Source organism: Vibrio sp. 03_296, assembly GCF_002265885.1.
This window is the reverse complement of sequence record NZ_NPKW01000002.1, coordinates 1-26,224: the sequence shown is the minus strand read 5'-3', so window position 1 is coordinate 26,224 and position 26,224 is coordinate 1. Positions and strand designations below refer to the sequence as shown.

22 protein-coding genes and 1 rRNA gene are annotated in these 26,224 nt (G+C 47.8%); 14 read left to right on the top strand and 9 right to left on the bottom strand.

From position 1 onward, the window contains the following. Window positions 1-189: transporter substrate-binding domain-containing protein (locus tag CIK04_RS00135; protein ID WP_128824560.1), on the bottom strand; the 189-nt coding region annotated here is incomplete at its 3' end. Between the two features lie 312 nt (window positions 190-501). Between CIK04_RS00135 and dnaA the strand changes: the two genes are divergently transcribed. The 5 genes from dnaA to CIK04_RS00110 all read left to right on the top strand — a co-directional run bounded on the left by dnaA (window position 502) and on the right by CIK04_RS00110 (window position 7,513). Continuing rightward, window positions 502-1,908 carry a chromosomal replication initiator protein DnaA gene (gene dnaA, locus CIK04_RS00130; RefSeq protein WP_045595100.1) on the top strand — a complete coding sequence of 469 codons (1,407 nt, stop codon included), beginning with the start codon at window positions 502-504 and terminating at the stop codon, window positions 1,906-1,908. A gap of 60 nt (window positions 1,909-1,968) precedes the next feature. Beyond that, window positions 1,969-3,069: a DNA polymerase III subunit beta gene (gene dnaN, locus CIK04_RS00125; protein WP_017789607.1), complete on the top strand. Its 1,101-nt coding sequence runs from the start codon at window positions 1,969-1,971 to the stop codon at window positions 3,067-3,069. A 9-nt stretch (window positions 3,070-3,078) separates the two neighbouring features. Continuing rightward, complete coding sequence (gene recF, locus CIK04_RS00120; RefSeq protein ID WP_013572632.1) at window positions 3,079-4,158, top strand: DNA replication/repair protein RecF; 1,080 nt, start codon at window positions 3,079-3,081, stop codon at window positions 4,156-4,158. An 18-nt stretch (window positions 4,159-4,176) separates the two neighbouring features. Next, the gene (gyrB, locus tag CIK04_RS00115) at window positions 4,177-6,594 is read left to right on the top strand and encodes a DNA topoisomerase (ATP-hydrolyzing) subunit B (protein WP_017419838.1); all 2,418 of its coding nucleotides are present in this window, start codon (window positions 4,177-4,179) and stop codon (window positions 6,592-6,594) included. A 484-nt stretch (window positions 6,595-7,078) separates the two neighbouring features. Then, window positions 7,079-7,513: an Hsp20 family protein gene (locus CIK04_RS00110; protein ID WP_011149056.1), complete on the top strand. Its 435-nt coding sequence runs from the start codon at window positions 7,079-7,081 to the stop codon at window positions 7,511-7,513. Here CIK04_RS00110 and CIK04_RS00105 read toward each other — a convergent pair. Together CIK04_RS00105 and CIK04_RS00100 are read right to left on the bottom strand one after the other, a co-directional pair. Beyond that, window positions 7,494-9,680 carry an EAL domain-containing protein gene (locus CIK04_RS00105; protein WP_232708687.1) on the bottom strand — a complete coding sequence of 729 codons (2,187 nt, stop codon included), beginning with the start codon at window positions 9,678-9,680 and terminating at the stop codon, window positions 7,494-7,496. The two genes, CIK04_RS00110 and CIK04_RS00105, sit on opposite strands and share 20 nt — an antisense overlap. Window positions 9,681-9,774: 94 nt before the next feature. Then, a complete protein-coding gene (locus CIK04_RS00100; RefSeq protein ID WP_017419836.1) occupies window positions 9,775-11,031 on the bottom strand; it encodes a valine--pyruvate transaminase in 1,257 nt (418 codons plus the stop codon). Window positions 11,032-11,329: 298 nt separating this feature from the next. Between CIK04_RS00100 and CIK04_RS00095 the strand changes: the two genes are divergently transcribed. Beyond that, window positions 11,330-11,692, top strand: a complete 363-nt coding sequence (locus tag CIK04_RS00095) for a hypothetical protein (protein WP_039549614.1) — start codon at window positions 11,330-11,332, stop codon at window positions 11,690-11,692. A gap of 82 nt (window positions 11,693-11,774) precedes the next feature. Here the strand turns inward: CIK04_RS00095 and glyS are convergent, their stop codons facing one another. Further along, window positions 11,775-13,841, bottom strand: coding sequence for a glycine--tRNA ligase subunit beta (gene glyS, locus CIK04_RS00090; RefSeq protein ID WP_017419834.1), 2,067 nt, complete (start codon window positions 13,839-13,841; stop codon window positions 11,775-11,777). A 13-nt stretch (window positions 13,842-13,854) separates the two neighbouring features. After that, window positions 13,855-14,772: a glycine--tRNA ligase subunit alpha gene (gene glyQ, locus CIK04_RS00085; protein WP_097353384.1), complete on the bottom strand. Its 918-nt coding sequence runs from the start codon at window positions 14,770-14,772 to the stop codon at window positions 13,855-13,857. Between the two features lie 481 nt (window positions 14,773-15,253). On the opposite strand from glyQ, the gene CIK04_RS00080 reads away from it, so the two are divergent. Both CIK04_RS00080 and CIK04_RS00075 read left to right on the top strand, forming a co-directional pair. Then, a complete protein-coding gene (locus tag CIK04_RS00080) occupies window positions 15,254-15,808 on the top strand; it encodes a TMEM165/GDT1 family protein (RefSeq protein ID WP_017419832.1) in 555 nt (184 codons plus the stop codon). A 159-nt stretch (window positions 15,809-15,967) separates the two neighbouring features. Further along, a complete protein-coding gene (locus CIK04_RS00075; RefSeq protein ID WP_017419831.1) occupies window positions 15,968-16,228 on the top strand; it encodes a hypothetical protein in 261 nt (86 codons plus the stop codon). Window positions 16,229-16,271: 43 nt separating this feature from the next. Here the strand turns inward: CIK04_RS00075 and tusA are convergent, their stop codons facing one another. Then, window positions 16,272-16,517, bottom strand: a complete 246-nt coding sequence (tusA, locus tag CIK04_RS00070; protein WP_011079023.1) for a sulfurtransferase TusA — start codon at window positions 16,515-16,517, stop codon at window positions 16,272-16,274. Window positions 16,518-16,648: 131 nt separating this feature from the next. Between tusA and CIK04_RS00065 the strand changes: the two genes are divergently transcribed. Further along, the gene (locus CIK04_RS00065) at window positions 16,649-16,834 is read left to right on the top strand and encodes a hypothetical protein (RefSeq protein ID WP_011079022.1); all 186 of its coding nucleotides are present in this window, start codon (window positions 16,649-16,651) and stop codon (window positions 16,832-16,834) included. Between the two features lie 153 nt (window positions 16,835-16,987). Further along, entirely contained in the window at window positions 16,988-17,929 is a 942-nt protein-coding gene (locus CIK04_RS00060; RefSeq protein ID WP_026050373.1) for a LysR family transcriptional regulator, read from the top strand. A gap of 72 nt (window positions 17,930-18,001) precedes the next feature. Here CIK04_RS00060 and CIK04_RS00055 read toward each other — a convergent pair whose 3' ends face one another. The 3 genes from CIK04_RS00055 to fadB form a co-directional block, all read right to left on the bottom strand. Continuing rightward, window positions 18,002-18,982, bottom strand: coding sequence for an MDR family oxidoreductase (locus CIK04_RS00055; RefSeq protein ID WP_097353383.1), 981 nt, complete (start codon window positions 18,980-18,982; stop codon window positions 18,002-18,004). A 160-nt stretch (window positions 18,983-19,142) separates the two neighbouring features. Further along, window positions 19,143-20,306: an acetyl-CoA C-acyltransferase FadA gene (fadA, locus tag CIK04_RS00050; RefSeq protein ID WP_097353382.1), complete on the bottom strand. Its 1,164-nt coding sequence runs from the start codon at window positions 20,304-20,306 to the stop codon at window positions 19,143-19,145. A gap of 12 nt (window positions 20,307-20,318) precedes the next feature. Then, window positions 20,319-22,490 (bottom strand): fatty acid oxidation complex subunit alpha FadB, encoded by a 2,172-nt coding sequence (fadB, locus tag CIK04_RS00045; protein WP_017419827.1) that lies wholly within the window; start codon window positions 22,488-22,490, stop codon window positions 20,319-20,321. A 247-nt stretch (window positions 22,491-22,737) separates the two neighbouring features. On the opposite strand from fadB, the gene CIK04_RS00040 reads away from it, so the two are divergent. From CIK04_RS00040 to CIK04_RS00025, 4 genes are all read left to right on the top strand, one after another. After that, window positions 22,738-23,361, top strand: coding sequence for a YigZ family protein (locus tag CIK04_RS00040; protein ID WP_097353381.1), 624 nt, complete (start codon window positions 22,738-22,740; stop codon window positions 23,359-23,361). A gap of 45 nt (window positions 23,362-23,406) precedes the next feature. Then, window positions 23,407-24,864 carry a TrkH family potassium uptake protein gene (locus CIK04_RS00035; RefSeq protein ID WP_011079016.1) on the top strand — a complete coding sequence of 486 codons (1,458 nt, stop codon included), beginning with the start codon at window positions 23,407-23,409 and terminating at the stop codon, window positions 24,862-24,864. A 9-nt stretch (window positions 24,865-24,873) separates the two neighbouring features. Further along, a complete protein-coding gene (hemG, locus tag CIK04_RS00030) occupies window positions 24,874-25,401 on the top strand; it encodes a menaquinone-dependent protoporphyrinogen IX dehydrogenase (protein ID WP_097353390.1) in 528 nt (175 codons plus the stop codon). A 433-nt stretch (window positions 25,402-25,834) separates the two neighbouring features. After that, window positions 25,835-26,224 (top strand): 16S ribosomal RNA (locus tag CIK04_RS00025); the annotation flags it as partial.

The window sequence follows — 26,224 nt, the reverse complement described above, 5'->3', positions numbered from 1 at the left end:
GTAGCCATTACGCTTACCAATCTCATCCCACATATCTACTTCAAAACCTTGCAGTTGGTCTTGCTTTACAAAGGTGAATGGGAAGTAGCGGCCAGACATGCCCACTTTAACCACTTCTTCGGCAACCGCCTGAAAAGTTGCTGCAGAAAGCGCGATGGCAGCAATACTCGCTTTAATCCAGTTATTCATCTTGTGACTCCTTATCTTTATGGGAGGTGATGTTAATGTGATTTATCTCAATAGAATAAATAACTAGTTGTTATTAACCATAACCAGATGAACAGTCTATTTTGGGGATAAATCGCCAAGATCCGTGGAAAAGTGGATCGTCTTGTGGGTAATCATTGGGCAAGGTGTGTTGATCCGCAAAAATCAAGCGAAATTATTGTGAATAACTTGGATCTTATTCACTGGATCGTCGATCAATCGCTGGCGATCTTGGTTATCAACAGGTAAAATTGCCAATCTTTTCAGATTAATTTCGTACTCAGTGGGGGCACCGTGTCATCTTCGCTTTGGTTGCAGTGTATGCAACGGCTTCAAGAAGAGCTACCAGCTACAGAATTCAGTATGTGGGTTCGCCCGTTACAAGCGGAGCTCAATGACAATACGCTCACTCTGTTCGCCCCAAACCGCTTTGTGTTGGATTGGGTGCGAGACAAATACCTCAATAGCATTAATCGTTTACTGCAAGAATATTGCGGTCATGATATTCCTAACTTGCGTTTTGAAGTCGGCAGTCGACGTGTGGCCGCACCTAAGCCTGCACCGACCCGCACGCCAGCGGATGTGGCGGCCGAATCGTCGGCACCTGCGCAATTGCAAGCACGTAAGCCAGTACACAAAACTTGGGATGATGATGCTCAAGCGATCGCTGACATCAATCACCGCTCAAATGTGAACCCTAAGCATAAGTTCAATAACTTTGTCGAAGGTAAGTCGAACCAATTGGGTTTGGCTGCGGCACGTCAGGTGGCGGATAACCCTGGTGGGGCGTACAACCCACTGTTCTTATACGGTGGCACCGGTTTAGGTAAAACCCACTTGTTGCACGCCGTTGGCAACGCCATTGTTGATAACAAGCCCAACGCCAAAGTGGTTTACATGCACTCTGAGCGTTTTGTGCAAGACATGGTTAAAGCCCTGCAAAATAACGCAATTGAAGAGTTCAAACGCTACTATCGCAGTGTTGATGCCTTGCTTATCGATGACATTCAATTCTTTGCCAACAAAGAGCGTTCGCAGGAAGAGTTCTTCCATACCTTTAACGCGCTGCTGGAAGGCAATCAACAGATCATTCTGACTTCGGACCGTTATCCAAAAGAGATCAATGGGGTAGAAGATCGCCTGAAATCACGCTTTGGTTGGGGTTTGACAGTGGCGATTGAGCCACCAGAACTGGAAACCCGCGTAGCGATCTTGATGAAGAAAGCCGAAGATCACCAAATCCATCTTGCCGATGAAGTGGCATTTTTTATTGCTAAGCGTCTGCGTTCTAATGTTCGTGAGTTAGAAGGGGCATTAAACCGCGTGATCGCCAATGCCAACTTTACTGGCCGTCCAATTACCATTGATTTTGTGCGTGAAGCACTGCGTGACCTACTGGCGCTGCAAGAGAAGCTGGTGACCATCGACAACATTCAAAAGACGGTTGCGGAATACTACAAGATTAAAGTGGCCGATCTGCTCTCTAAGCGACGTTCTCGCTCGGTTGCGCGTCCTCGCCAATTAGCCATGGCACTGGCCAAAGAGCTCACCAACCACAGTTTGCCGGAAATCGGTGATGCGTTTGGTGGCCGTGACCACACCACCGTGCTGCACGCGTGTCGTAAGATTGAGCAGCTGCGTGAAGAGAGCCACGATATTAAAGAAGATTACTCTAACTTGATTCGCACCCTGTCGTCTTAATCGGTTAGAATGACACAATTCTAAACACTTTATTGAAGCGGACAGCGTAAAGAGCCAAGCATGAAATTTACTATCGCACGTAGTCATTTTATTAAACCCCTTCAACAGGTTTCCGGTGCACTCGGTGGGCGACCAACGCTACCGATCCTCGGTAATTTGCTGATCAATGTTGAAAATGGTCAACTGTCAATGACCGCCACTGACTTAGAAGTGGAGCTGATCAGTAAAGTGACCTTGGAAGGGGAGTTTGAAGCGGGCAGCATTACGGTTCCTTCGCGCAAGTTTCTCGATATCTGCCGTGGATTACCTGACGATGCAGTGATCACGTTTGTATTGGAAGGCGATCGCGTGCAAGTGCGCTCCGGACGTAGCCGTTTCTCGTTGGCCACACTACCGGCGAATGATTTTCCGAATATTGAAGATTGGCAAAGTGAAGTGGAAGTCTCCCTCACTCAGGGCGAATTGCGCGCACTGATTGAGAAAACACAATTCTCGATGGCAAACCAAGACGTACGCTACTACCTCAATGGCATGTTATTTGAAATTGAGGGCAGTACATTGCGCAGTGTTGCGACCGATGGTCACCGTATGGCTGTGGCACAGGCGCCATTGAGTGCTGATTTCGCACAAAAGCAGATCATCGTACCGCGTAAAGGTGTGCAAGAGCTGGTTAAACTGCTGGATACACCAGAGCAACCCGTCACGCTGCAAATTGGTAGCTCAAATCTGCGCGCTGAAGTAAACGATTTTGTCTTTACTTCTAAACTGGTGGACGGTCGTTTCCCGGATTACCGTCGCGTATTGCCACAACACACAACCAAAACACTGGAAGCAAGTTGTGATGAATTACGCCAAGCGTTTTCTCGTGCGGCGATTTTGTCGAATGAAAAATTCCGTGGCGTTCGTGTTAACTTAGCAGGCACTGAAATGCGCATTACCGCCAACAACCCAGAGCAAGAAGAAGCGGAAGAGATGTTGGACGTCAGCTTCGAGGGTGAAGCGATTGAGATTGGTTTCAACGTTAGCTACGTATTGGATGTGCTGAACACCTTGCGTTGTGAACAAGTGCGAATCTCAATGTCGGATGCTAACGCCAGTGCGCTGGTTGAAAATGTCGATGACGACAGCGCCATGTACGTGGTTATGCCAATTCGTCTATAAGCTGATTGAATGCCGCTTTCTCGTCTGATTATTCAGCAGTTTCGTAATATCAAAGCCTGCGACATTGCACTGTCGCCAGGCTTTAACTTTCTTATTGGTCCGAATGGCAGTGGCAAAACCAGTGTCTTGGAAGCCATCTATTTGCTCGGTCATGGGCGCTCATTTAAAAGTGCTTTGACCGGACGCGTGATTCAAAATGAGTGTGATCAACTGTTTGTCCATGGTCGTTTTTTGAACTCGGATCAATTTGAGCTACCGATCGGCATTAATAAGCAGCGCGATGGCACAACAGAGGTTAAAATAGGCGGTCAATCCGGGCAAAAGTTGGCGCAGCTTGCACAAGTGTTGCCATTGCAATTGATTCATCCCGAAGGCTTCGATTTGTTAACGGATGGGCCCAAGCATCGTCGAGCGTTTATTGATTGGGGCGTGTTTCATACCGAGCCCGCGTTTTATGATGCATGGGGGCGTTTTAAGCGCCTCAACAAACAACGTAATGCGTTGTTGAAGTCGGCAAAGAGCTATCAAGAGCTGAGTTATTGGGACAAGGAAATGGCACGTTTGGCCGAGTTGATTAGCCAATGGCGTGCCGATTACGTTGCCCAAATGCAAAGTAAAGCGGAACAGTTGTGCCAAGAATTTTTGCCAGAATTTCATATCCAATTGAAGTATTATCGTGGCTGGGAAAAAGAAACCCCATACCAACAAATACTGGAAGAGAATTTCGAACGCGATCAAACACTAGGTTATACCGTTAGCGGGCCAAATAAGGCCGATTTACGGATAAAAGTGAATAACACCCCGGTGGAAGATGTGTTGTCGCGTGGCCAATTGAAATTAATGGTGTGTGCGCTCCGCTTGGCACAAGGCCAGCACCTAACGGAAAAAACCGGTAAGCAATGCGTCTATCTCATAGATGACTTTGCCTCTGAATTAGACAGTCAACGTCGCAAGCGTCTTGCTGATTGCTTGAAACAGACGGGGGCTCAAGTTTTTGTAAGTTCGATTACGGAAAACCAGATCAGCGACATGCGCGATGACTCTGGCCGACTGTTTCATGTGGAGCAGGGTGTAATCGAGCAAGGATAAATAATGAGAGAGTAACTCATGTCGAACAATTACGATTCATCGAGTATTAAGGTACTGAAGGGTCTGGATGCGGTACGTAAGCGTCCGGGTATGTACATCGGGGACACAGATGATGGCACCGGTCTGCACCACATGGTTTTTGAGGTGGTGGATAACTCAATTGATGAAGCCTTAGCAGGCCACTGTAAAGATATCGTAGTCACGATTCATGAGGATAACTCAGTTTCTGTTAGCGATGATGGCCGTGGTATCCCGACCGAAATGCACCCAGAAGAGAAAGTGTCTGCCGCTGAAGTTATCATGACGGTACTGCACGCTGGCGGTAAGTTTGACGACAACTCTTACAAAGTGTCTGGCGGTCTTCACGGTGTTGGTGTTTCGGTGGTGAACGCACTGTCTGAAAAAGTGCTGCTGACAATTCATCGTGGTGGTCATACTCATAGCCAAACCTATCGTCATGGTGTGCCTGATGCACCGCTTGCTATCATCGGCGATACCGAAAAAACCGGTACCACGGTACGTTTCTGGCCAAGTGCGCAAACCTTCACCAACATCGAATTTCATTATGACATCCTAGCGAAGCGTTTACGTGAGCTCTCTTTCCTGAACTCTGGCGTGTCGATCAAACTGTTTGATGAGCGCGAAGAAGATAAGAAAGATCACTTCATGTATGAAGGTGGTATTCAAGCGTTTGTTACTCACTTGAACCGCAACAAAACCCCCATCCATGAAAAAGTATTCCATTTCAACTCTGAGCGTGAAGACGGGATTGCGGTTGAAGTGGCGATGCAGTGGAACGATGGTTTCCAAGAAAACATCTACTGTTTTACCAACAACATCCCACAGCGTGATGGTGGTACCCACTTAGCGGGGTTCCGTGCGGCATTGACGCGCACACTGAACAGCTACATGGACAAAGAAGGCTACTCGAAGAAAGCGAAAACCGCGACTTCTGGTGATGATGCGCGTGAAGGTTTGACCGCTGTTGTTTCAGTCAAAGTGCCGGATCCAAAATTCTCAAGTCAAACCAAAGACAAACTGGTTTCTAGTGAAGTGAAGTCCGCAGTGGAATCCTTCATGGCAGACAAACTGAACGACTTCTTAGCGGAGCACCCAAGCGAAGCGAAAACCGTTTGTTCTAAGATTATCGACGCCGCACGTGCGCGTGAAGCAGCACGTAAAGCGCGTGAAATGACACGCCGTAAAGGGGCGTTAGACCTTGCTGGCCTTCCAGGTAAACTTGCTGACTGTCAGGAAAAAGATCCTGCACTGTCTGAACTTTACATAGTGGAGGGTGATTCGGCAGGCGGCTCCGCAAAACAAGGCCGTAACCGTAAGAACCAAGCAATCCTACCGCTAAAAGGTAAGATTCTAAACGTAGAAAAAGCGCGTTTCGACAAGATGCTCTCTTCTCAAGAAGTCGCAACGCTGATCACTGCACTAGGTTGTGGTATCGGTCGTGACGAGTACAACCCGGACAAACTGCGTTACCACAACATCATCATCATGACCGATGCGGACGTCGATGGTTCGCACATCCGTACGCTATTGTTGACCTTCTTCTACCGTCAAATGCCGGAGCTTATTGAGCGTGGCTACGTGTATATCGCTCAGCCACCACTGTACAAAGTGAAGAAAGGCAAACAAGAGCAGTACATTAAAGATGAAGATGCGATGAACCAGTACCAAATTTCCTTGGCATTGGATAACGCAGCGCTGCACGTGAACCCAGACGCACCTGCATTGGCTGGTGAAGCACTGGAGAAACTGGTTCAGCAATACAATGCAGCGATCAAGCTGGTGGATCGCATGAGCCGTCGTTACCCACGTGCACTGATTCATGAGCTGATTTATGTACCGCGTCTCAGCGAAACACAATTTGCCGATCAAGCCGCTATGGCAGCGTGGACAGAGCAACTGGTTACTCAGTTGAACGCCAAAGAAGTGGGCGCAAGCCAATACAGCTTTGAAATCGAACACGATGCAGAGCGCGGACTGTTCTCACCGAAGATTGTGGTTCGTACCCACGGTGTGATGCACGAGTACCCACTGAGCGTGGATCTGATCAACTCAAAAGAATACCAGAAGCTGGCAGAGCTGGCGGATGCGTTGGACGGTTTGATCGAAGAAGGTGCGTATATTCAGCGTGGTGAACGTACTCAACCAGTGAACAGCTTTGCAAGTGCGCTGGAGTGGCTGATTAAGGAATCTCGTCGTGGTTTGAGCTTACAACGCTACAAAGGTTTGGGTGAGATGAACCCAGATCAGCTTTGGGAAACCACCATGGATCCAGAAACTCGCCGCATGATGCGCGTGACCATTGAAGACGCCGTTGGTGCGGATGAGCTGTTCACGACCTTGATGGGTGATCAAGTTGAGCCACGTCGTAACTTCATCGAAGAAAACGCATTGAAAGTAGCGAACCTAGACGTGTAGTCGATAAGACGCGATCAACATTAATGAAAATGCCACCTCGTAAGAGGTGGCATTTTTACATAGGCCAGGAAAAACTGCCCTAGACCCTAGACCCTAGACCCTAGACCCTAGACCCTAGACCCTAGACCCTAGACCCTAGACCCTAGACCCTAGACCCTAGACCCTGACAGCACAGACTGAAAAATTATTATTCTGATCCCTTGAAACCCCATTTCTAGGCCTTATATCTAATTAGGAAGAGGGATGGCTAGCTTGCTCAACAAGAGAAGAACAGCACCTCTGGCATCGCTAAACCAGATCGCTCAAGAGAGGATACTGAGTTTTAGCACTCAATTTGACCCTAGATTCGACACCATGTCCCCGTCCCCATCCTTGGGTTGTGGAGTGGATTATCGAATCCCTTAGCTCGGCGTTGCTTGCATAAACACGCCAATAATATAGGTTTATCTGGGCTAAGACTATTGCTTAATAAGAGGATAGGATTATGCGTAATGTAGATTTCTCACCACTATACCGTAATGCGATTGGTTTTGACCGTCTGTTCAACCTGATGGAAGCCAGCGCAGCCAAAAACAGTTCTGGCGGTTACCCTCCATACAACATTGAGCAAAAAGATGAGCACAACTACCGCATTACGATGGCAGTTGCAGGTTTTGCTGAAGATCAGCTCGATTTGACGCAAAACGAAAACATGTTGATCGTGAAGGGTGAACGCAAAGCCGAAGAAGGCAAAAACTACGTTTATCAAGGCATTGCAGAGCGCGACTTTGAGCGTAAATTCCAGCTAGCGGATTACGTCAAAGTGGTGGGTGCATCGATGGAAAATGGCTTACTGCACATCGATTTGGTGCGTGAAATTCCAGAAGCGATGCAACCACGTAAAATTGCCATTGGTGGCACTAAACTGCTTGAGAATTAATGCTCTTGGTGTTGGCTCTTATTGAGTCGAGAGGGGCGGGGCGACCAAATAGGTAGCCTTGCCCAAAATCACATTGAAATTGAGCAAGTAACTCTTCTTGCTCAATCTGCTCCACTCCTTCCGCTATCACCTGCATATCTAGATGATGCGCCAAAGTAATGATGCTTTGCGCGACCTTTTGATCGCCAGTATTGGTATTGATTTGGTCGATAAACGACTTATCAATTTTTAAATAGTTGGCTGGCACGTCTTTCAACACCGCTAATGACGAGTAACCCGTACCAAAATCATCAATCGCTATCTGTATACCCAGTTGTTTAAATTTGAGCAAGATATTGGTACAGGACTGAATGTTCTGCATCAAGGTGGTTTCTGTTAGCTCAAACTTCAGCGAATGAGCATCTACGCCATACTTCTGGATAATGCCGATAAACCGTTCAAAGAGTTGAGGATCGGACAGTTGGCTGGCGGAAATGTTGATCGACACGATCGGTTTCTCCGGCGCTGCTTGTGCAATAAATTGGCAGGCTTGAGCAAGGACACAATCGCCAATCTCGTTGATCAAGCCGCTTTGCTCTGCAAGCTCAATAAAGCTTGCGGGATAGAGTAAACCTTTCGTTGGGTGCAGCCAACGGACGAGAGCTTCATAGCAATGTATCTGGTGCGATCGAATGTCATAGATCGGTTGGTAATGAAGCACAAACTGATTTTGCTCAATAGCGATCTTCAAACTTTCAACGAGTTGGATTTTTTCATCGTCTCTGAGTTTCATGAACTTATCAAAGAAACAATATTGGTTGCGACCTTGGCTCTTGGCTTGATACATCGCAAAATCGACATGTTTCATCAGTGTCGTAGAGTCTTGACCATCTTGTGGAATAAGTACGACGCCGACGGAAACGGTTAAGCGATGAGAGTTAGGAAGATGTTCACTGGGTTGTGATAGCGCGGCAATCAGTGCAGAGAGACGCAGCTTGAGGCCGTCGAACTCTTGATATTCAAGGAGAACGGCGAACTCATCGCCACTGATTCGTGTGATAGATTGTGCATCGGAAACGTGGTGGCACAAGCGTTGGGCGACCACTTTTAGCACTTGATCTCCAACATAGTGGCCCAGTTGGTCATTGATCTGTTTGAAATTATCAATATCAAGATATAGCAGGGCGTGGCGATGCGCCAATGCGTCTGGTTTTTGTAGAATCTGGTTAAGCACATCCGTGAACTTTCGCCGATTATCCAGCCCAGTGAGCATATCGGTATTGGCTAGCTTTTTGAGCTGAAACGTCTTTTGCTCCACGGCGTGCTGCAACTTCTTCGGGAGTGTGACGTAGTAAAAAAAGCAAAAACTGGCGAAGCCGCTGATGATTAAGGCAATCGCCAATTGAACTGACGCAGAGGCAAACAGTTGCTGGCTTTGTGGAAGGCCAACGATGAGCGTCCACTGGTTATTGGGCACGTCAATGGTAATCTTGCTGCTGATCCAGTCTTGAGATATCGACTCACCATAAAAGGCATCAACTTGGTTGGTATCGGGGTGGATGCGCGAGAGTTGAAAATGCAGATTGTCTTTCTGTAGTTCTTGAAGGTCGCTACTGGCAATTAAGTTTTCTAACAAAATGAGCGCGGAGACAAATCCCCAAAACCGGCTTTCACCTTGTTGTTTAAGAAACACGGGCCGGCGAGCAATCATGCCTACGCCCCCTTGTTTGAGCGTGAAAGGGCCCGCAAGGGTGAGCTTGCCTGACTCCACCGCATTCAGTGCTTCTTTCTTTCTTGCATCGTCTTTAAGTAAGTTATGGCCAATGGCTTTTTCGTTGCCAGCTAGAGGGTAAATGGACTGAATGATGCCATTCGGCGCTAATTGAAGATTGGAGATAACTTTGCTTAAAGAGAGAATTTCTTGCGCGTATTCTTCAAAGTTGTCCATGTTACCGTTGTTTTGAATCACTTCGACGGCAAGGATTTGCGTGGAGGCGATCAACGCGGTGTGCAGCTCTTTCTCTAAGTTTTTGCCCTGAGTCATCGCGACTTGGCTCACCAATAGCTCTTTTTCTCGCAGATTGGCGTCGGTCACTAAATGGATAATCCACAAAGTGATCGAGAATATCGATGCAAATAAGAGCAACGTCGCGAATAGGGGATGCTTTATATTGAGAAAGGTATTCATCCATGTACACCAAACGAAATAGAGCAAAAAGGGAAAACCAGCCTGCCCATCGAACATGAGCAAACCAGTTTTCATTATTGAGAGATATTAAGAACTATGACTCTCTTTCAGCATAGGCACGATTGACCTCTTCAGCAATGATCGCAATGCCTTTCTGCATGAGCTCATCGTCTTGCACATAGTTCATTCGTAAACATTGGTGAGCGTGTTCCCAATCGCCTTCTTGGCCGATAAAGAAGTATTCGCCAGGGACGATCAACACACCGCGAGCCTTTAAGCGTTGGTAAAGCGCCATGGTGGTGATGGGAAGCTCATCAAACCACAACCATAAGAAAATCGCGCCTTCCGGTTTATGGATACGGAAGCGCTCATCGGGCATGGCAGCTTGCAGCAGTTCAACCGCGCGTTGCGATTTTTGTTGGTAGAACGGTTTGATCACCTCTGAGCTGAGGTGCAGTAGATCTTCCTTTTCTATCATGTAGTGACCGAGAGCAGGGCCAACGCTGCCTGGAGCGAGGCTAATAATGCCATTCATATTGGTCAGGGCTTGGGTCACTGCTTCATTCGCAATGACGATGCCACAGCGAACCCCTGGGAGTCCTAGTTTGGACAAACTCATGCACAGAATGGTGTTTTCATTCCAAAATGGTTCAACATCTTCAAAGATAATATTTGGAAAGGGCAAACCGTAGGCGTTATCAATGATGAGGGGAATATGGTTGTCTCTGGCTAACTGATCCAGTTTGCGAATTTCTTCATCTGTCAGCACGTTACCGGTTGGGTTGGTTGGGCGAGAGGCACAAATCGCAGCGACAGAGTTATCCACTTTGAGTTGTTCGAAATCAACGTGGTATTTGAACAAGCCATTGTCGAGCAACTCAATTTCAGGACGGTAAGAAACAAATATGTCTTCATCAATCCCAGCATCGGCATAGCCAATATATTCTGGCGCCAGCGGTAGCAAGATTTTTTTATGTGAGCCGTCTGGCTGTTGACCAGCAAAAAGATTAAACAGGTAGAAAAAGCCGCTTTGGCTGCCATTGGTCAAACTGATGTTCTTTTCACTGATATTCCAACCATAGGTTTCCTTGAGTAAACGTGCCAGTGCTTTAACAAAGACATCTTTACCTTGAGGACCATCGTAGTTTGCCAGTGCAGCAAGCAGTTTGCCGTTAGAGAGCATGTTTTCGCTGGCTTGGTGAAAGTATTCGAGCATGGCTGGGATAGCGGCTGGGTTGCCTCCTCCGAGCATGATGGCACCCGGTGTGCGCAGGCCATCATTCAGATCGTCCATTAATTGGGTTATTCCAGAATACTGATTAAACTTTTCGCCAAATTTTGAAAACTGCATTTGTTGTTATACCTAATTCATTGTGATTGCTTTCGTGTGCCTAAATGGCCAGTACGTTGCTGGCTGATAGAGTAATAGTTGAACATACCTGAATGTAACAGAGAGTAAAAGCGTGAAATTGCTCGTAAGCTGAAACTTTTTCCCGCGAAATAGCTCTCGGTAAAGAAGAAAAATTCAGCAAATGTAAGAGCGGATGATCCATATAACATTTTGATAAATTAGAACGCCATATGGCTTTGTTGTTATGTGCGTGGTGAATGTATTATGCGTGCGCATTACATAACTAAATGGAATTACAATGAAAATGAGAAAGTGCTTATTATTGACTATGTTGGCAGGCTTAGCCGCGTGTAACACAATGAACTATCAAGCCAGTGCACCAACAGCAGCCCCAGAGCTGGTGGCAGTATTACAAGGTGAACTAAAAGAGATCCAAGATTTAAAAGTCACCGATGAAGGCTATATTGATTACTACGTTTGGGTGCCAGAAGGTTATCAATGGGATACCCACGCAATTAAGAAAGGCGGGTACGAGTGGGCATGTGAAGATATGATCAACGCTTTGCGCCAAGGCTTTGTCGTTCGCATGGGATTCAAAGGGAAAGGTGGTCGTGAAGAGCATTATGACTTTGCTCGCTGCGAACAAGAAGCCACCAACTAAGCTGTTTGGATGCTGATATACAAAAAAGGGAAGCCAATGCTTCCCTTTTACTTATCTCTTAATCACTTCGAAGCGTAATGAATTACTTTTGAAGCAAAGAAATGTCTGCGATCTGTAGGAACAGGTTACGCAGGTTGTTCAGGAGCGTTAGACGGTTGGTCTTCAGTGCTTCATCATCAGCCATAACCATTACGTTATCGAAGAACGCATCCACAGGTTCGCGAAGGTCTGCCAGTTTACTTAGCGCCTCTTGGTAGTTACCAGTGGCAAATGCTGGCTCAAGCGCTTCCGTCATCACTTCCACGTTTTCAGCCAGTACTTTCTCTGCGTCTTCTTGCAGTAGCGCAAGGTCGATTTCTGCTGCTAGCTCGCCATCGAATTTCGCGAGGATGTTACCTACACGCTTGTTCGCTGCCGCCAGTGCTTCTGCCGCTTCCAGTTCACGGAAGTGAGAAACCGCTTTAACACGTTGGTCAAAGTCAGCAGGTTTCGTTGGACGACGTGCCAATACCGCTTGGATGATGTCGACACTGAAGCCTTCGTCTTGGTACCAAGCGCGGAAACGACCCAGCATGAACTCAATCACTTCTTGCTCAACGTTATCGTTAGTTAAACGCTCGCCGAACAGTGATTTCGCTTTCGCAACTAGGTCAACAAGATCTAGGTTGTAGCCGTATTCAACGATGATACGCAGTACACCTAGAGATGCGCGGCGCAGTGCGAATGGGTCAGAACCTTTAGGCGCTTGACCAATACCGAAGATACCGACGATAGTATCGAGCTTGTCTGCCATAGCCACCGCGGCTGATACACCATTTGATGGTAGTTCGTCACCAGCAAAACGAGGCATGTATTGCTCGTTCAGTGCCACAGCAACTTCTTCCGCTTCACCGTCGTGGCGAGCGTAGTGCATGCCCATCACACCTTGCGTATCGGTAAATTCGAATACCATCGAGGTCATGAGGTCACATTTAGCGAGTAGACCTGCGCGCTTTGATTTCTCAACGTCGGCACCGATTTGCTCAGCAATGTAGCCAGCCAGTTCCGTGATGCGATCGGTTTTATCTTTGATGGTGCCAAGTTGCTGTTGGAAAATCGCGTTTTCTAGCATTGGCAGACGATCGACTAGCTTGCTCTTACGGTCAGTGTTGAAGAAGAACTCTGCGTCTGCAAGACGTGGGCGAACCACTTTCTCATTACCTTCAATCACGTAACGAGGCTCTTTCGACTCGATGTTTGATACGAAGATAAAGTTAGGCAGTAGCTGCTTGTCTTCGGTGTAGACAGGGAAGTACTTTTGGTCACCTTTCATGGTGTAAACCAACGCTTCAGCCGGCACTTTTAGAAACTCTTCTTCAAACTTCGCCGTCAGTACCACTGGCCATTCAACTAGAGAAGTCACTTCTTCAACGAGGTCATCTTCGAGATCCGCGATACCGCCGATCGCTGCTGCCGCTTTTTGCGCGTCAGCGAGGATGATCGCTTTACGCGCTTCGTAATCAGCCATCACTTTACCGCGCTCTTCGAGGATCGCTGGGTATTGCTCTGCAGAGTCGATAGTGAACTCGCGCTCACCCATAAAGCGGTGACCACGAATCACGCGATCAGAGGCTACGCCTAGGATTTCGCCTTGGATAAGGTCAGAGCCCATGAGCATCGTCAACGTTTTTACTGGACGGATAAATTGAGTGGTTTTATTACCCCAACGCATAGGCTTTGCGATAGGTAGACCCGCTAGTGCTTTTGCTGCCAGCTCAACCACAATATCAGCCGTTGGTTGACCTTTGACTTCTTGTTTGAATAGCAGCCATTCGCCTTTGTCGGTGACCATACGCTCTGCTTGATCAACGGTAATACCACAACCACGAGCCCAACCTTGTGCGGCTTTGGTTGCATTACCTTCCGCATCAAAAGCGGCAGAAACGGCAGGACCACGTTTTTCAACGATTTTGTCTGCTTGGTTTTCAGCTAATGCGGTGACTTTCAGTGCTAGGCGACGAGGTGCCGCGTACCACTTCACACCTTCGTGTGTCAGTTCAGCGCCTTTTAGCTCTGCTTCGAAGTTAGCCGCGAAGGCTTCCGCCAAAGTACGAAGTTGCGTTGGTGGTAGCTCTTCGGTACCTAGCTCGATTAAAAATTCTTTTGCCATGTTACTCTACCTCTTACGCTTGTTCTTTCTTACACATTGGGAAGCCAAGTGCTTCGCGTGATGCGTAGTATGCTTCTGCCACTGACTTAGTCAGGTTACGGATGCGCAGGATGTAGCGTTGACGTTCCGTTACTGAGATCGCTTTGCGAGCATCGAGTAGGTTGAACGCGTGAGCCGCTTTTAGAATGCGCTCGTAGGCAGGTAGAGGTAGTGGTTTTTCTTGCTCAAGGAGTTTTTGACACTCTTTCTCACATTGTTCGAAGAAGCTGAAGAGGAAATCCACATCTGCGTGCTCGAAGTTGTAAGTGGATTGTTCTACTTCGTTTTGGTGGAAGATATCACCGTAAGTCACCTTGCTACCATCGGGTGCGATGTTCCAAGTCAGATCGTAAACCGAATCGACTTCTTGGATGTACATAGCAAGACGCTCGATACCGTAAGTGATTTCACCCGTAACCGGTTTACACTCAAGGCCGCCGACTTGTTGGAAGTAAGTAAACTGAGTCACTTCCATACCGTTTAGCCAAACTTCCCAGCCTAAACCCCAAGCGCCTAGCGTTGGGTTTTCCCAGTTGTCTTCCACGAAGCGAATGTCGTGAACCAGTGGGTCAATACCAAGAACTTCTAGAGAGCCTAGGTACAACTCTTGAATATTGTCTGGCGACGGTTTTAGCGCAACTTGGAATTGGTAGTAGTGCTGTAGACGGTTAGGGTTTTCACCGTAACGGCCATCGGTCGGACGACGAGAAGGTTGTACGTAAGCTGTCGACATTGGCTCTGGGCCAAGCGCTCGTAGACAAGTCATTGGGTGAGAGGTACCCGCACCCACTTCCATATCCAGCGGTTGAACAATGGTACAACCATTTTGAGCCCAATAATCCTGCAGCGCGAGGATCATTCCCTGGAAGGTTTTGATATCGTATTTTTGCATAAGTCAGGTTCGCGCGATTCTCTTAATTACGGATTCATTCATCGATTTTGTTGGGTTTTCGGTTGCCAACAGGGGTGAATGAAGGTAATGACGGTTGAATAAAATAACGATCAAGTATACCCAGATATTCAGCATGGGAGTAGAGCTAATCTTGATTAATTCGTGGGCAATTTTCTCGTTTAATGGAATTTTACCGCGTTATCGACTGAATTTTTCCTAAAAGGGAGTTTTTGACGGATTTCGCACTTGAGATGTTGCCGCAAGCTGGCTAGAATTGCGCCTGTCTTTGGGGAGTAGCTTACTGGATGAAAAGCCATTTTCATCGAGTTCGTCCGTCAACATAATTGGTGCCAAATCACCATGGCGTTCGAGACTTGAAGCCTTTCAAGTTTAGCAAGACCTTAGACAAACATCACGAACCGGGGTGGGGCGTGGGGTTTGTCTATGGTTATTATAATTATCCCGCCCCAATGAGCATGTCGTGAGCGTTTTAGCTATTTCAATTACTACTGTCGCCTTAGCCGAAATTGGCGATAAAACTCAATTGTTGTCCCTGCTGTTAGCCAGTCGTTACCGCAAACCGATCCCAATCATTGCTGCGATCTTTTTCGCGACGATCGCTAACCATGCCCTTGCAGCTTGGCTGGGTGTGGTGGTTGCCGATTATCTTTCTCCCGACGTGTTGAAGTGGGTGGTGGTGGTCAGTTTCTTAGCCATGGCGGGGTGGGTGTTGATTCCTGATAAGTTGGATGACGAAGAAGAGATTTCCAATCGCGGTCCTTTTGTGGCCAGCTTTATTGCTTTCTTTATCGCTGAGATTGGCGATAAAACGCAGATCGCAACTTCTATTCTAGGGGCGCAGTATGCAGACGCGCTGACTTGGGTTGTGTTAGGAACCACCATTGGTATGTTGCTGGCCAATGCGCCTGTGGTTTTGATTGGTAAGTTGTCCGCAGACAAATTGCCATTGGCGCTAATCCGCAAAGTAACAGCGGCTCTGTTTGTCGCGTTAGCGGCCGGTGCTGCTTTATTTTAAAGCGCGATGCCTAGCCAGAAAATAGAGATAAATATCAGGTAAATAACAGCCAATTATCTGATTGTTAGAGTCATCTTGCTGTAGCGTGACCTCGGACATATCCGTGTCATGATTGTCATGCTACTTTATTCTTGTGAATGATGGCGAGAGGGCAAGTTTATGCTGACACGTTACATGGGGATGACCCCAAAAAGTCAAAGTTATTTATTCACTTTTGGTTTGGCACTTTGTTTGTTGGCAATGGTTTTAACAGATATGTGGCTACCAATTGTGGCGGGATCCTTTATTTTGACAGGATTGACTGTTGAAGCGTGGATTCGAGTCGCACACATTATTCCCATGCATGAAGAGATGCGAGCGATGAAAAAGCAGTTGAATAAGCTGCAATCGGAAATTCGCACTATCGAATTCGATCAATAATAAAGAAACGGCAGCCGTGTGGCTGCCGTTTTTTTATCTCGTGTTATAAGCCTTTTTTAATCAGATACTGATAGGGTAGCTCGTCGGTTTGTGCCGCAATGAGTTGGTGATCCATAAAACGACAAAAGCTAGGAATGTCTCTGGTGGTGGATGGATCATCCGCTTTTACCAATAAAACCTCACCGTCTTGCATGGTTCGAATTGTCTTCCTGACCATCATTACTGGCTCTGGGCAGCGTAGTCCTTCCGCTTCTAAGGTCTTGGTCGCCAGTTCAGGATTAAAGCTCATAATGTGATTCTCTTAACTTACTTAGCGGTGAATTCTACTTTCGTAGAAAAAATATTCAATAACCACTTGGCAAAGCGATCATTTTGTTTTAACTTTAGTTAACAATTTGATAACAACTGGCGGAGGGAGCGATGCTAACAGCATTAGATAGATTGACCATTTATTCGGTTTTGTGCTTCATCTCGTTTTGTGCACTCGTGTTCAGGACGCCAGCAGAAACCTCATTGATGCCCATTTTAGGCATGAGCGCGACTATCATCGGGATTTGGATTGAGATGCATCGATGGTCCGGTGCATCTGAAGAACAAGAGAATTAGCGCTTTTGTTAACAAACCTACGCTCACCAATTTAACGACACTTCATTCCGACACTATCCCCATTTTTCTTGGGCTTCCCCGCTGAAAGGCGGGATTTTTTTTGCCTGAAGAGTACAATTGCCACAGGCATTGAGCGTGGATAGGAGCTTCAACGTGGAGTTGGAAGAGATTTACCGTCGAGATCTGAATTTGCTGGTGGCGCTGCGAGTGTTAATTGAAGAAAGTAGCGTCAGCAAAGCCGCAGTGCGTTTGAATCTCAGTCAATCTGCGATGAGTCGAGTGTTGGGGCGTCTGCGCGATTTACTTGGCGATCCGCTGTTTACGCGTGAGGGGCAACATTTATTACCGACTGAAAAAGCCTTGGAGATCGATCGGGCTCTCGGCGAGCCATTGGAATCGTTACGTCAATTGCTTTCTCCATCTGAGTTTGATCCTCATCGCTGTACTCAAACGTTTACCATCGCTACCACTGATTACGCGATGCAGACGATCTTGCCATTTGCTCTGCCGAGGATTTATCAAGAAGCGCCCAATGTGTCGTTTAATTTTCTTCCTTTGCAACATGATCGCTTAGCGGATCAGTTGACTTATGAAGGGGCTGATCTGGCTATTTGCCGTCCCACAGGTCCGGTTGAACCGCTGCGTAGCGAAGTCTTGGGCCGAGTGGGGGTGCTGTGTTTGCTTTCCAAACAGCATCCGCTCGCGGGGAAAGAGATGAGCCTGGCAGATTATCTGTATTATCCCCATGCCATGATTGCCATCAGTGATGGCGTGAAAGCGCTGATCGAGCAAGCGTTAGTCGATCAGCCGCAACGTAAGATGGTGCTGCGTGCCTATCATCTTGAAGCGGCACTGGCGATAGTGGACACCATGCCATTGATCATTACGGTCCCCGCCGACTTGGCCTATTTGGTTGCCGAGCGCTACGATTTGGTGGTGAAAGCGCTGCCGTTTCAGTTTACCCCCTTTGATTATTCGATGATTTGGCATCCAAGATGTGAACATTCTCCGGCCCAAGAATGGTTGCGCTCCGTGGTGCGTGAAGAGTGCAGCCGGCTGATTGCCAAACGTATTGAAGATATGGGGCTCGATTAATGCGAGCTGGAGAAAGAACAGCATAAAGCCGAGTGTGACTCGGCTTTTTTTCGCTACTTTTACGGTGATAGCTTACAGCTTGATGACCACGCGACCGGTCACTTGGCCATTGGTGATGTCTTCCGCGTATTTTGCCGCTTCGCTGAGTTCAACTTCGGTACACGCTTGTTCGAAGTAGCTTTCTGGCAGTAGCGCTACCAGTTTTTCCCACGCTGCGATGCGTTTCTCCGTTGGGCACATCACCGAGTCGATGCCTTGTAGGCGAACGTTGCGCAGAATGAATGGCATGACGGTGGTCGGCAGATCAAAGCCGCCCGCGAGGCCACACGCGGCTACCGCACTGTTGTAGTCCATTTGCGCCAGCACTTTTGCCAGTACTTTACTGCCAACGGTGTCCACCGCACCTGCCCAAATTTGTTTCTCTAATGGGCGAGGGGGCTCTTCAAATTCAACCCGATCGATAATGCGGCTGGCGCCAAGTTGTTTGAGTAGTGGGCCGTTTTGTTCAACACGACCAGTCACCGCTGCCACTTGATAACCGAGTTGAGCCAGTAGTGTCACGGCGACGGAGCCGACACCGCCACTTGCGCCAGTGACAAGAATTTCTCCCGCTTCTGGTTTGATACCGGCATCAAGTAGTGCTTGAACACACAACATTGCCGTGAAGCCCGCAGTCCCAACCATCATTGCTTTTTTGCTGTCGATTCCTGTTGGTAGCGGCACTAGCCAATCAGCGTTAAGACGCGCACGCTGCGCCATTCCGCCCCAATGATTTTCCCCGACACCCCAACCAGTGAGAACGACGTGATCCCCTGCTTGGTAGCGTGCGTCTTGTGATTCGATGACGGTGCCTGCTAAATCGATACCTGGAATCATCGGAAAGTTACGGATGATTTTTCCTTTCCCCGTGATCGCTAAGCCATCTTTAAAGTTGAGAGATGAATAGTCAACGGCCACCAGCACGTTGCCTTCGGGTAGCTGAGACTCATCCATTTGTTCAATAGTAGCGATGGTGCGTTTTTCTTCCTGATTTAGAACTAAAGCGTGAAACATGAGATTTCTCCAGCGATTGCAGATAGGTCAAACGGGATAAGTGTAGGCGCAAGTGAACTATGAATAAAATGAAACTTTAGCATTATGGTAATGCGTTTTGCGCATAAACTAAGAGCGGCTCAAGCCGCTCTTAGTGAGTGAGGGTGTTTAGCCGGATAGATCAAGGGCGTTCAAATACCGTTGCAATGCCCTGGCCTAAACCAATACACATGGTCGCAAGACCGTATTTGGCGTCTTTTGCTTCCATCAGGTTAATCAGGGTGGTTGAAATGCGAGCCCCCGAGCAACCCAGTGGGTGGCCAAGAGCGATCGCGCCGCCGTTAAGGTTGACCTTTTCATCCATCATCTCAAGCAAACCAAGGTCTTTAGCACATGGTAGAGATTGTGCAGCAAACGCTTCATTTAGCTCAACCACAGCCATGTCTTCAATCGATAGACCGGCACGCTTGAGTGCTTTTTGCGTCGCAGGTACAGGGCCGTAACCCATAATGGACGGATCGCAACCGGCGATCGCCATGCCTTTAATACGAGCACGAATCTTCAGGCCAAGCGCATTCGCTTTCTCTTCACTCATGATCAACATCGCAGATGCACCATCTGACAACGCAGAGGATGTACCGGCAGTCACGGTGCCATTAGCTGGATCAAACACAGGGCGAAGCTGAGAGAGTCCTTCCACCGTGGTTTCTGGGCGAATCACTTCGTCATAATCCAAGGTGAACAAGGTGCCATCTGCGGCATGCCCTTCGGTAGGCAGAATTTCGTTTTTGAATCGACCTTCAAGTGTTGCCGCATGGGCACGAGCGTGAGAGCGCGCGGCAAACTCATCTTGTTGCTCACGGCTAATGCCGTGCAGTTTGCCAAGCATTTCAGCGGTTAAGCCCATCATGCCCGCCGCTTTGGCAACGTGTTTCGACATGCCTGGGTGAAAATCCACACCGTGGTTCATTGGCACGTGACCCATGTGCTCCACACCGCCAATCAAGCAGATCTCTGCATCGCCAGTCATGATGGCGCGCGCACCATCGTGCAGCGCTTGCATCGATGAACCACAGAGGCGGTTGACCGTCACCGCGCCAATTTCAATGGGCAAACCTGCCAGCAGTGCTGCGTTTCGCGCCACGTTAAAGCCTTGCTCTAAGGTTTGTTGTACACATCCCCAATAGATATCTTCAATCTCACTTGGGTTAACTTGTGGATTACGCGCCAAAATCCCTTTCATTAAATGGGCAGAAAGGTCTTCTGCTCGAGTGTGGCGGAAAGCGCCACCTTTGGAGCGACCCATTGGCGTACGTAGACAATCGACAATTACGACATTTTTCATTGTGGGAACTCCTTAGATAGAACCTTGCTGTTGCGTGCCGTAAAAGGTTTGCCCTTTTTCAGCCATATCAATAAGCATTTGCGGAACCTGATACATAGCGCCAAGTTCGGCATACTGCTGTGCCATTGCGACAAAGTTTGCAATACCAACACTATCTAAGTAGCGGAAGACTCCACCGCGGAAAGGAGGGAAACCAAGGCCATACACCAGCGCCATATCCGCTTCTTGCGCTGAGGCGATGATGCCTTCTTGCAAGCAAAGCACCACTTCATTGATCATCGGAATCATCATGCGTTGGATAATGGTCTGATCATCAAAGGCTTGTTGAGCGGCACAAACTGGAGCAAGAATCGGTACGATCTCATCACTGAATGCTTTCTTCGGTTTGCCTTTCTTGTCCGTGGTGTACGTGTAGAAACCACTGCCGTTTTTCTGGCCATATTTGTTGGCTTCAAACAAGGCATCAATCGCATCTCGACCTTGTTTACCCATGCGCTCAGGGAACCCTTGCGCCATGACGGCTTGAGCGTGGTGTGCGGTATCAATACCCACCACATCCAATAAGTAAGCAGGGCCCATTGGCCAACCAAACTTACGTTCCATCACTTTATCGATTTGAGTGAAGTCTGCACCATCGCGCAGCAGCATGCTAAAACCACCAAAGTATGGGAACAGCACGCGGTTCACAAAGAACCCTGGGCAGTCATTGACCACAATTGGGGATTTGCCCATTTTGGCTGCATAAGCGACGACACGGTTGATGGTTTCATCGGAGGTGTGTTCGCCACGAATGATTTCGACCAAAGGCATGCGATGCACTGGGTTGAAGAAGTGCATACCACAGAAGTTCTCTGGTCGTTTGAGTGATTTGGCCAGCAAGTTAATTGGAATGGTCGAGGTGTTCGAGGTGAGAACGGTCTCTTCGCTCACTTGCTCTTCCACTTCACTTAATACGGCTGCTTTCACTTTCGGGTTTTCGACCACGGCTTCTACAATGATATCGGTGTTGTCGATGCCCGCGTAGTGAAGGCTTGGTGTAATAGAGGCGAGAATGCCGGCCATTTTAAAGCCATCAATCTTGCCGCGCTCAAGCTGTTTGTTGAGTAGCTTTGATGCTTCTGTCATGCCCAGATCCAGTGATGCTTGCGCGATGTCTTTCATGATCACGGGCACACCTTTGAGAGCAGATTGATAGGCAATACCGCCCCCCATAATACCCGCGCCTAGCACAGCTGCGCGTTGGGTCTCTTTATTGGCGGATTTTGCAGCTTTCTTCGCGATGCCTTTGATGTATTGGTCATTGAGGAAAAGCCCCACCAATGCTTTGGCTTCTTCTGACTTCGCCAGTTTAACGAAGTGTTTTCTTTCGATGTCTAGCGCTTGATTGCGAGCAAAACGGGCGCCTTCTTCAATCGTGACAACGGCGGTCATCGGTGCTGGGTAGTGGGGGCCAGCCACTTGAGCCACCAAGCCTTTGGCCATGGTGAAACTCATCATCGCTTCGAGCTTGCTTAACGTTAACGCTGAGGTTTTTTGCTGGCGACGTGCTTTCCAGTCAATTTTTTCATTGATCGCATCGGTCAGTGTTTGCAGTGCGGATGCGTAGAGGCGATCGGAATCGACGACAGCATCAAGCAAACCAATTTTTAGTGCTTCCTCTGCACGGCAAGCTTTGCCTTGGGTGATGATTTCCATGGCGCTGTCTGCGCCGATCACGCGCGGCAAACGCACGCAACCGCCAAAACCAGGCATAATACCGAGCTTAGTTTCAGGAAGACCAATGCTGGTGGTTTTATCACCGATGCGTAAGTCGGTAGCAAGTACACACTCACATCCACCGCCTAAGGTATGCCCTTTGACAACTGCGACAGTCGGAACGGGCAAATCTTCCAGTTTATTGAAGATGCTATTGGCAAATTGAAGCCATTGGTCGAGCTCTTCTTCTGGCTTGGCAAACAGTCCTAAAAACTCAGTGATATCTGCTCCGACAATAAAGGCTTCTTTGTCTGATGTAAGCATTACGCCTTTCAGACCGGAGTGAGCGGTGAGCGCATCAAGCGCTTTGTCGAGTGAAGCAAGGGTTGCTAGATCGAGCTTATTGACGGAATTTGGCGCGCAGAAAAGGATTTCTGCCACGCCATCTTGTACTTCCTTTACCTGTAGGGTTTCGGCTTGGTAAATCATTGTCTATCTCCATGACATACAATCTTGGATTGTCTGTATACCTAAGGCGCACATTCGCCAATGTAGATATAGTGGAAAGTGTTGTACTTATATTCTGGTTAGACCAGTTTGCTTAGTGTGGACCTCGGTTTGTCTAATTTCAATACATTTTTTAAACAAGTGTTTAACATTGTGCGTTAGAGCAGATCTTATGCACTCTCAATAGGGGCATGTTACACTTGCCACTCTTGTTGATAGTGCGAATGTCATGAACGAAAACCCATACCTCATCCCAGCCCAAGCGGTTCAATTTGAAGAAGAAATCAAAAAGAGTCTCTTCATTACGTATCTTACTCATACCCCGACGATAGAGGCAGCAAAAGCTTTTGTAGAGAGGATTAAAACGCAACATGCCGATGCGCGTCATAACTGTTGGGCGTTTGTTGCAGGGCGACCAGAGGATTCAATGAAGTGGGGTTTTAGTGATGATGGCGAGCCATCGGGTACAGCAGGAAAGCCGATTTTGGCGCAGCTCTCGGGGTCGGGTGTTGGTGAGATCACCGCAGTCGTGACACGATATTATGGTGGCATTCGCCTCGGCACGGGTGGATTGGTGAAGGCGTATGGCGGTGGCGTGCAGCAGGCACTCAAGCTGCTTCAAACAATTGAGAAAAAAATAACCACAAAACTCAGACTGGAGTTAGACTATGCGTTCGTACCAATTGCGCAATCTATAATGCAGCAATTCGGCGCTTTTGAGGTGGACGCTCAATACAGTGAGAGCGTCGTGCTGGTGGTTGAACTGGAAGTGAGAAACGTGGAGATGTTTACTCAAACCATGATCAACAAAAGCAGTGCAAAAGCGCTCGTGACGCCGTATACCGGGAAATAACAATAACAACTAGGAAGTCTGTCGACTTTATTGATTCAATCATCCATGCAATTTCGTTCAATTATCCGTATTGTCGGGCTGTTGCTCGCACTCTTCAGTGTCACTATGCTTGCGCCCGCGTTGGTGGCGCTTATTTATCGCGATGGTGCGGGTGTTCCTTTTGTTACGACCTTTTTTGTGCTGCTATTTTGCGGCACCGTGTGTTGGTTTCCAAACCGCAGGCATAAACACGAACTTAAAGCGCGCGATGGCTTTTTAATTGTAGTGCTTTTTTGGACCGTACTTGGCAGTGCCGGTGCGTTGCCCTTTCTGATCGCTGATAACCCCAGTATTTCAATCACCGATGCGTTTTTCGAGTCCTTCTCCGCGTTGACCACCACGGGTGCGACGGTTATCGTTGGTTTGGACGAACTGCCCAAAGCGATTTTGTTCTATCGCCAGATACTGCAATGGTTTGGCGGTATGGGAATCATCGTGCTGGCGGTCGCGATTTTGCCTGTTCTAGGCATCGGTGGCATGCAGTTGTATCGTGCTGAAATTCCTGGCCCAGTCAAAGACAGTAAAATGACCCCGCGTATTGCCGAAACGGCTAAAGCGCTTTGGTATATCTATTTGAGTCTGACTATCGCTTGTGCAGGGGCTTTCTGGTTGGCGGGAATGACGCCGTTTGATGCGATTAGCCATAGTTTCTCGACCATCGCGATTGGTGGCTTTTCTACTCATGACGCCAGTATGGGGTATTTCGATAGCTATGCGATTAACTTAATCACTGTTATCTTCCTACTGATCTCGGCATGTAACTACTCACTTCACTTTGCTGCCTTTGCCTCTGGCGGTGTTCATCCAAAATACTATTGGAAAGACCCAGAGTTTAGAGCGTTTATCTTTATTCAAGCACTGCTGTTTGTCATTTGCTTCTTATTATTGTTGGCACACCATTCTTACGACTCCATTTATGATGCCTTCGACCAAGCGTTGTTCCAAACGGTCTCCATCTCAACGACTGCTGGTTTCACCACCACGGGATTTTCCGATTGGCCACTATTTCTCCCTGTGTTACTGCTTTTCTCTTCTTTTATTGGGGGATGTGCGGGTTCAACTGGTGGTGGTATGAAAGTCATTCGGATTTTATTGCTCACGTTGCAAGGTGCGCGTGAACTTAAGCGCTTAGTTCATCCTAGAGCGGTCTACACCATCAAAGTGGGTGGTAATGCTCTGTCGCAACGTGTGGTGGATGCGGTGTGGGGGTTCTTCTCCGCTTATGCATTGGTGTTTGTCGTTTGTATGCTCGCGCTCATTGCAACAGGAATGGACGAACTAACCGCGTTTTCGGCCGTCGCAGCGACGCTAAACAACCTAGGTCCAGGCTTGGGTGAAGTGGCGGTGCATTTTGCGGATGTGAACGATAAAGCCAAATGGGTTTTGGTGGTGTCTATGCTCTTTGGTCGTTTAGAAATCTTTACCTTACTTATATTGCTAACCCCCACTTTTTGGCGCAGTTAAGGAGAAATGATAGTGAAAGCCCTATTTCTTTATTCTTCCCGCGAGGGGCAAACTAAAAAAATCCTTCAATATATAGAAGAACAGTTACCGAGCTATCAATGTGATGTGAAAAATCTACATGACGTCGACACGGTGGATTTTTCCTCTTATGACAAAGTGCTGATTGGTGCGTCGATTCGCTATGGTCATCTCAATCAAGCGCTCTATCAATTTATCCAGCGTAACCTAGCTCAGTTGGACGAACATAAAGTGGCGTTCTTTTGCGTCAACCTAACCGCAAGAAAAGAAGAGCAAGGGAAAGACACTCCGGAGGGAAGTGTTTATATTCGAACATTTCTTAAAAAGTCTCCTTGGCAGCCTAACCTAATCGGTGTTTTTGCTGGTGCACTCTATTACCCACGATATAACTGGTTTGATAGAAATATGATTAAACTCATCATGACCCTAACAGGGGGAGAGACGGATACCCGTAAAGAAGTGGAGTACACCAACTGGGAAAAAGTACGCCAATTTGCTGAGAAATTTGCTCGTTTGTAGAAAGAAACTACACTTTTTGCTTGTTTTGACTCTTTTTTAAACGAACGATAGAAAAATCAAAAAAAACGTGAAAAAGGGCTTGCCAACGTGACGTCGATCTCTATAATGCCACCTCGCTGACACGGCAAGGCTTCGTAAGAAACCAGAGCCCATCAGCCAAGGCATTTAGCCAGGTGAATCACCTGAAAAAGTTTTGAAAAAAGTGGTTGACACTAAAACTTAACTCGCTAAAATAGCCGCCTCTTCCGAAGTGATGCGATTCACAAAAGAAGAAAGCTCTTTAACAATATAAACCTATCAATCTGTGTGGGCACTCGTTGATGATAATCCAAAAGATTTATCAATGAACTGAGTGACCAAAACGATACTAAGTATCGGCACAGTCAATTTATTCAGTATTCATTGAGCCGAAGCGAAAGCTTCAAAAAACTTTTAATTGAAGAGTTTGATCATGGCTCAGATTGAACGCTGGCGGCAGGCCTAACACATGCAAGTCGAGCGGCAGCACAGAGAAACTTGTTTCTCGGGTGGCGAGCGGCGGACGGGTGAGTAATGCCTGGGAAATTGCCCTGATGTGGGGGATAACCATTGGAAACGATGGCTAATACCGCATGATAGCTTCGGCTCAAAGAGGGGGACCTTCGGGCCTCGTCGCGTCAGGATATGCCCAGGTGGGATTAGCTAGTTGGTGAGGTAAGGGCTCACCAAGGCGACGATCCCTAGCTGGTCTGAGAGGATGATCAGCCACACTGGAACTGAGACACGGTCCAGACTCCTACGGGAGGCAGCAGTGGGGAATATTGCACAATGGGCGCAAGCCTGA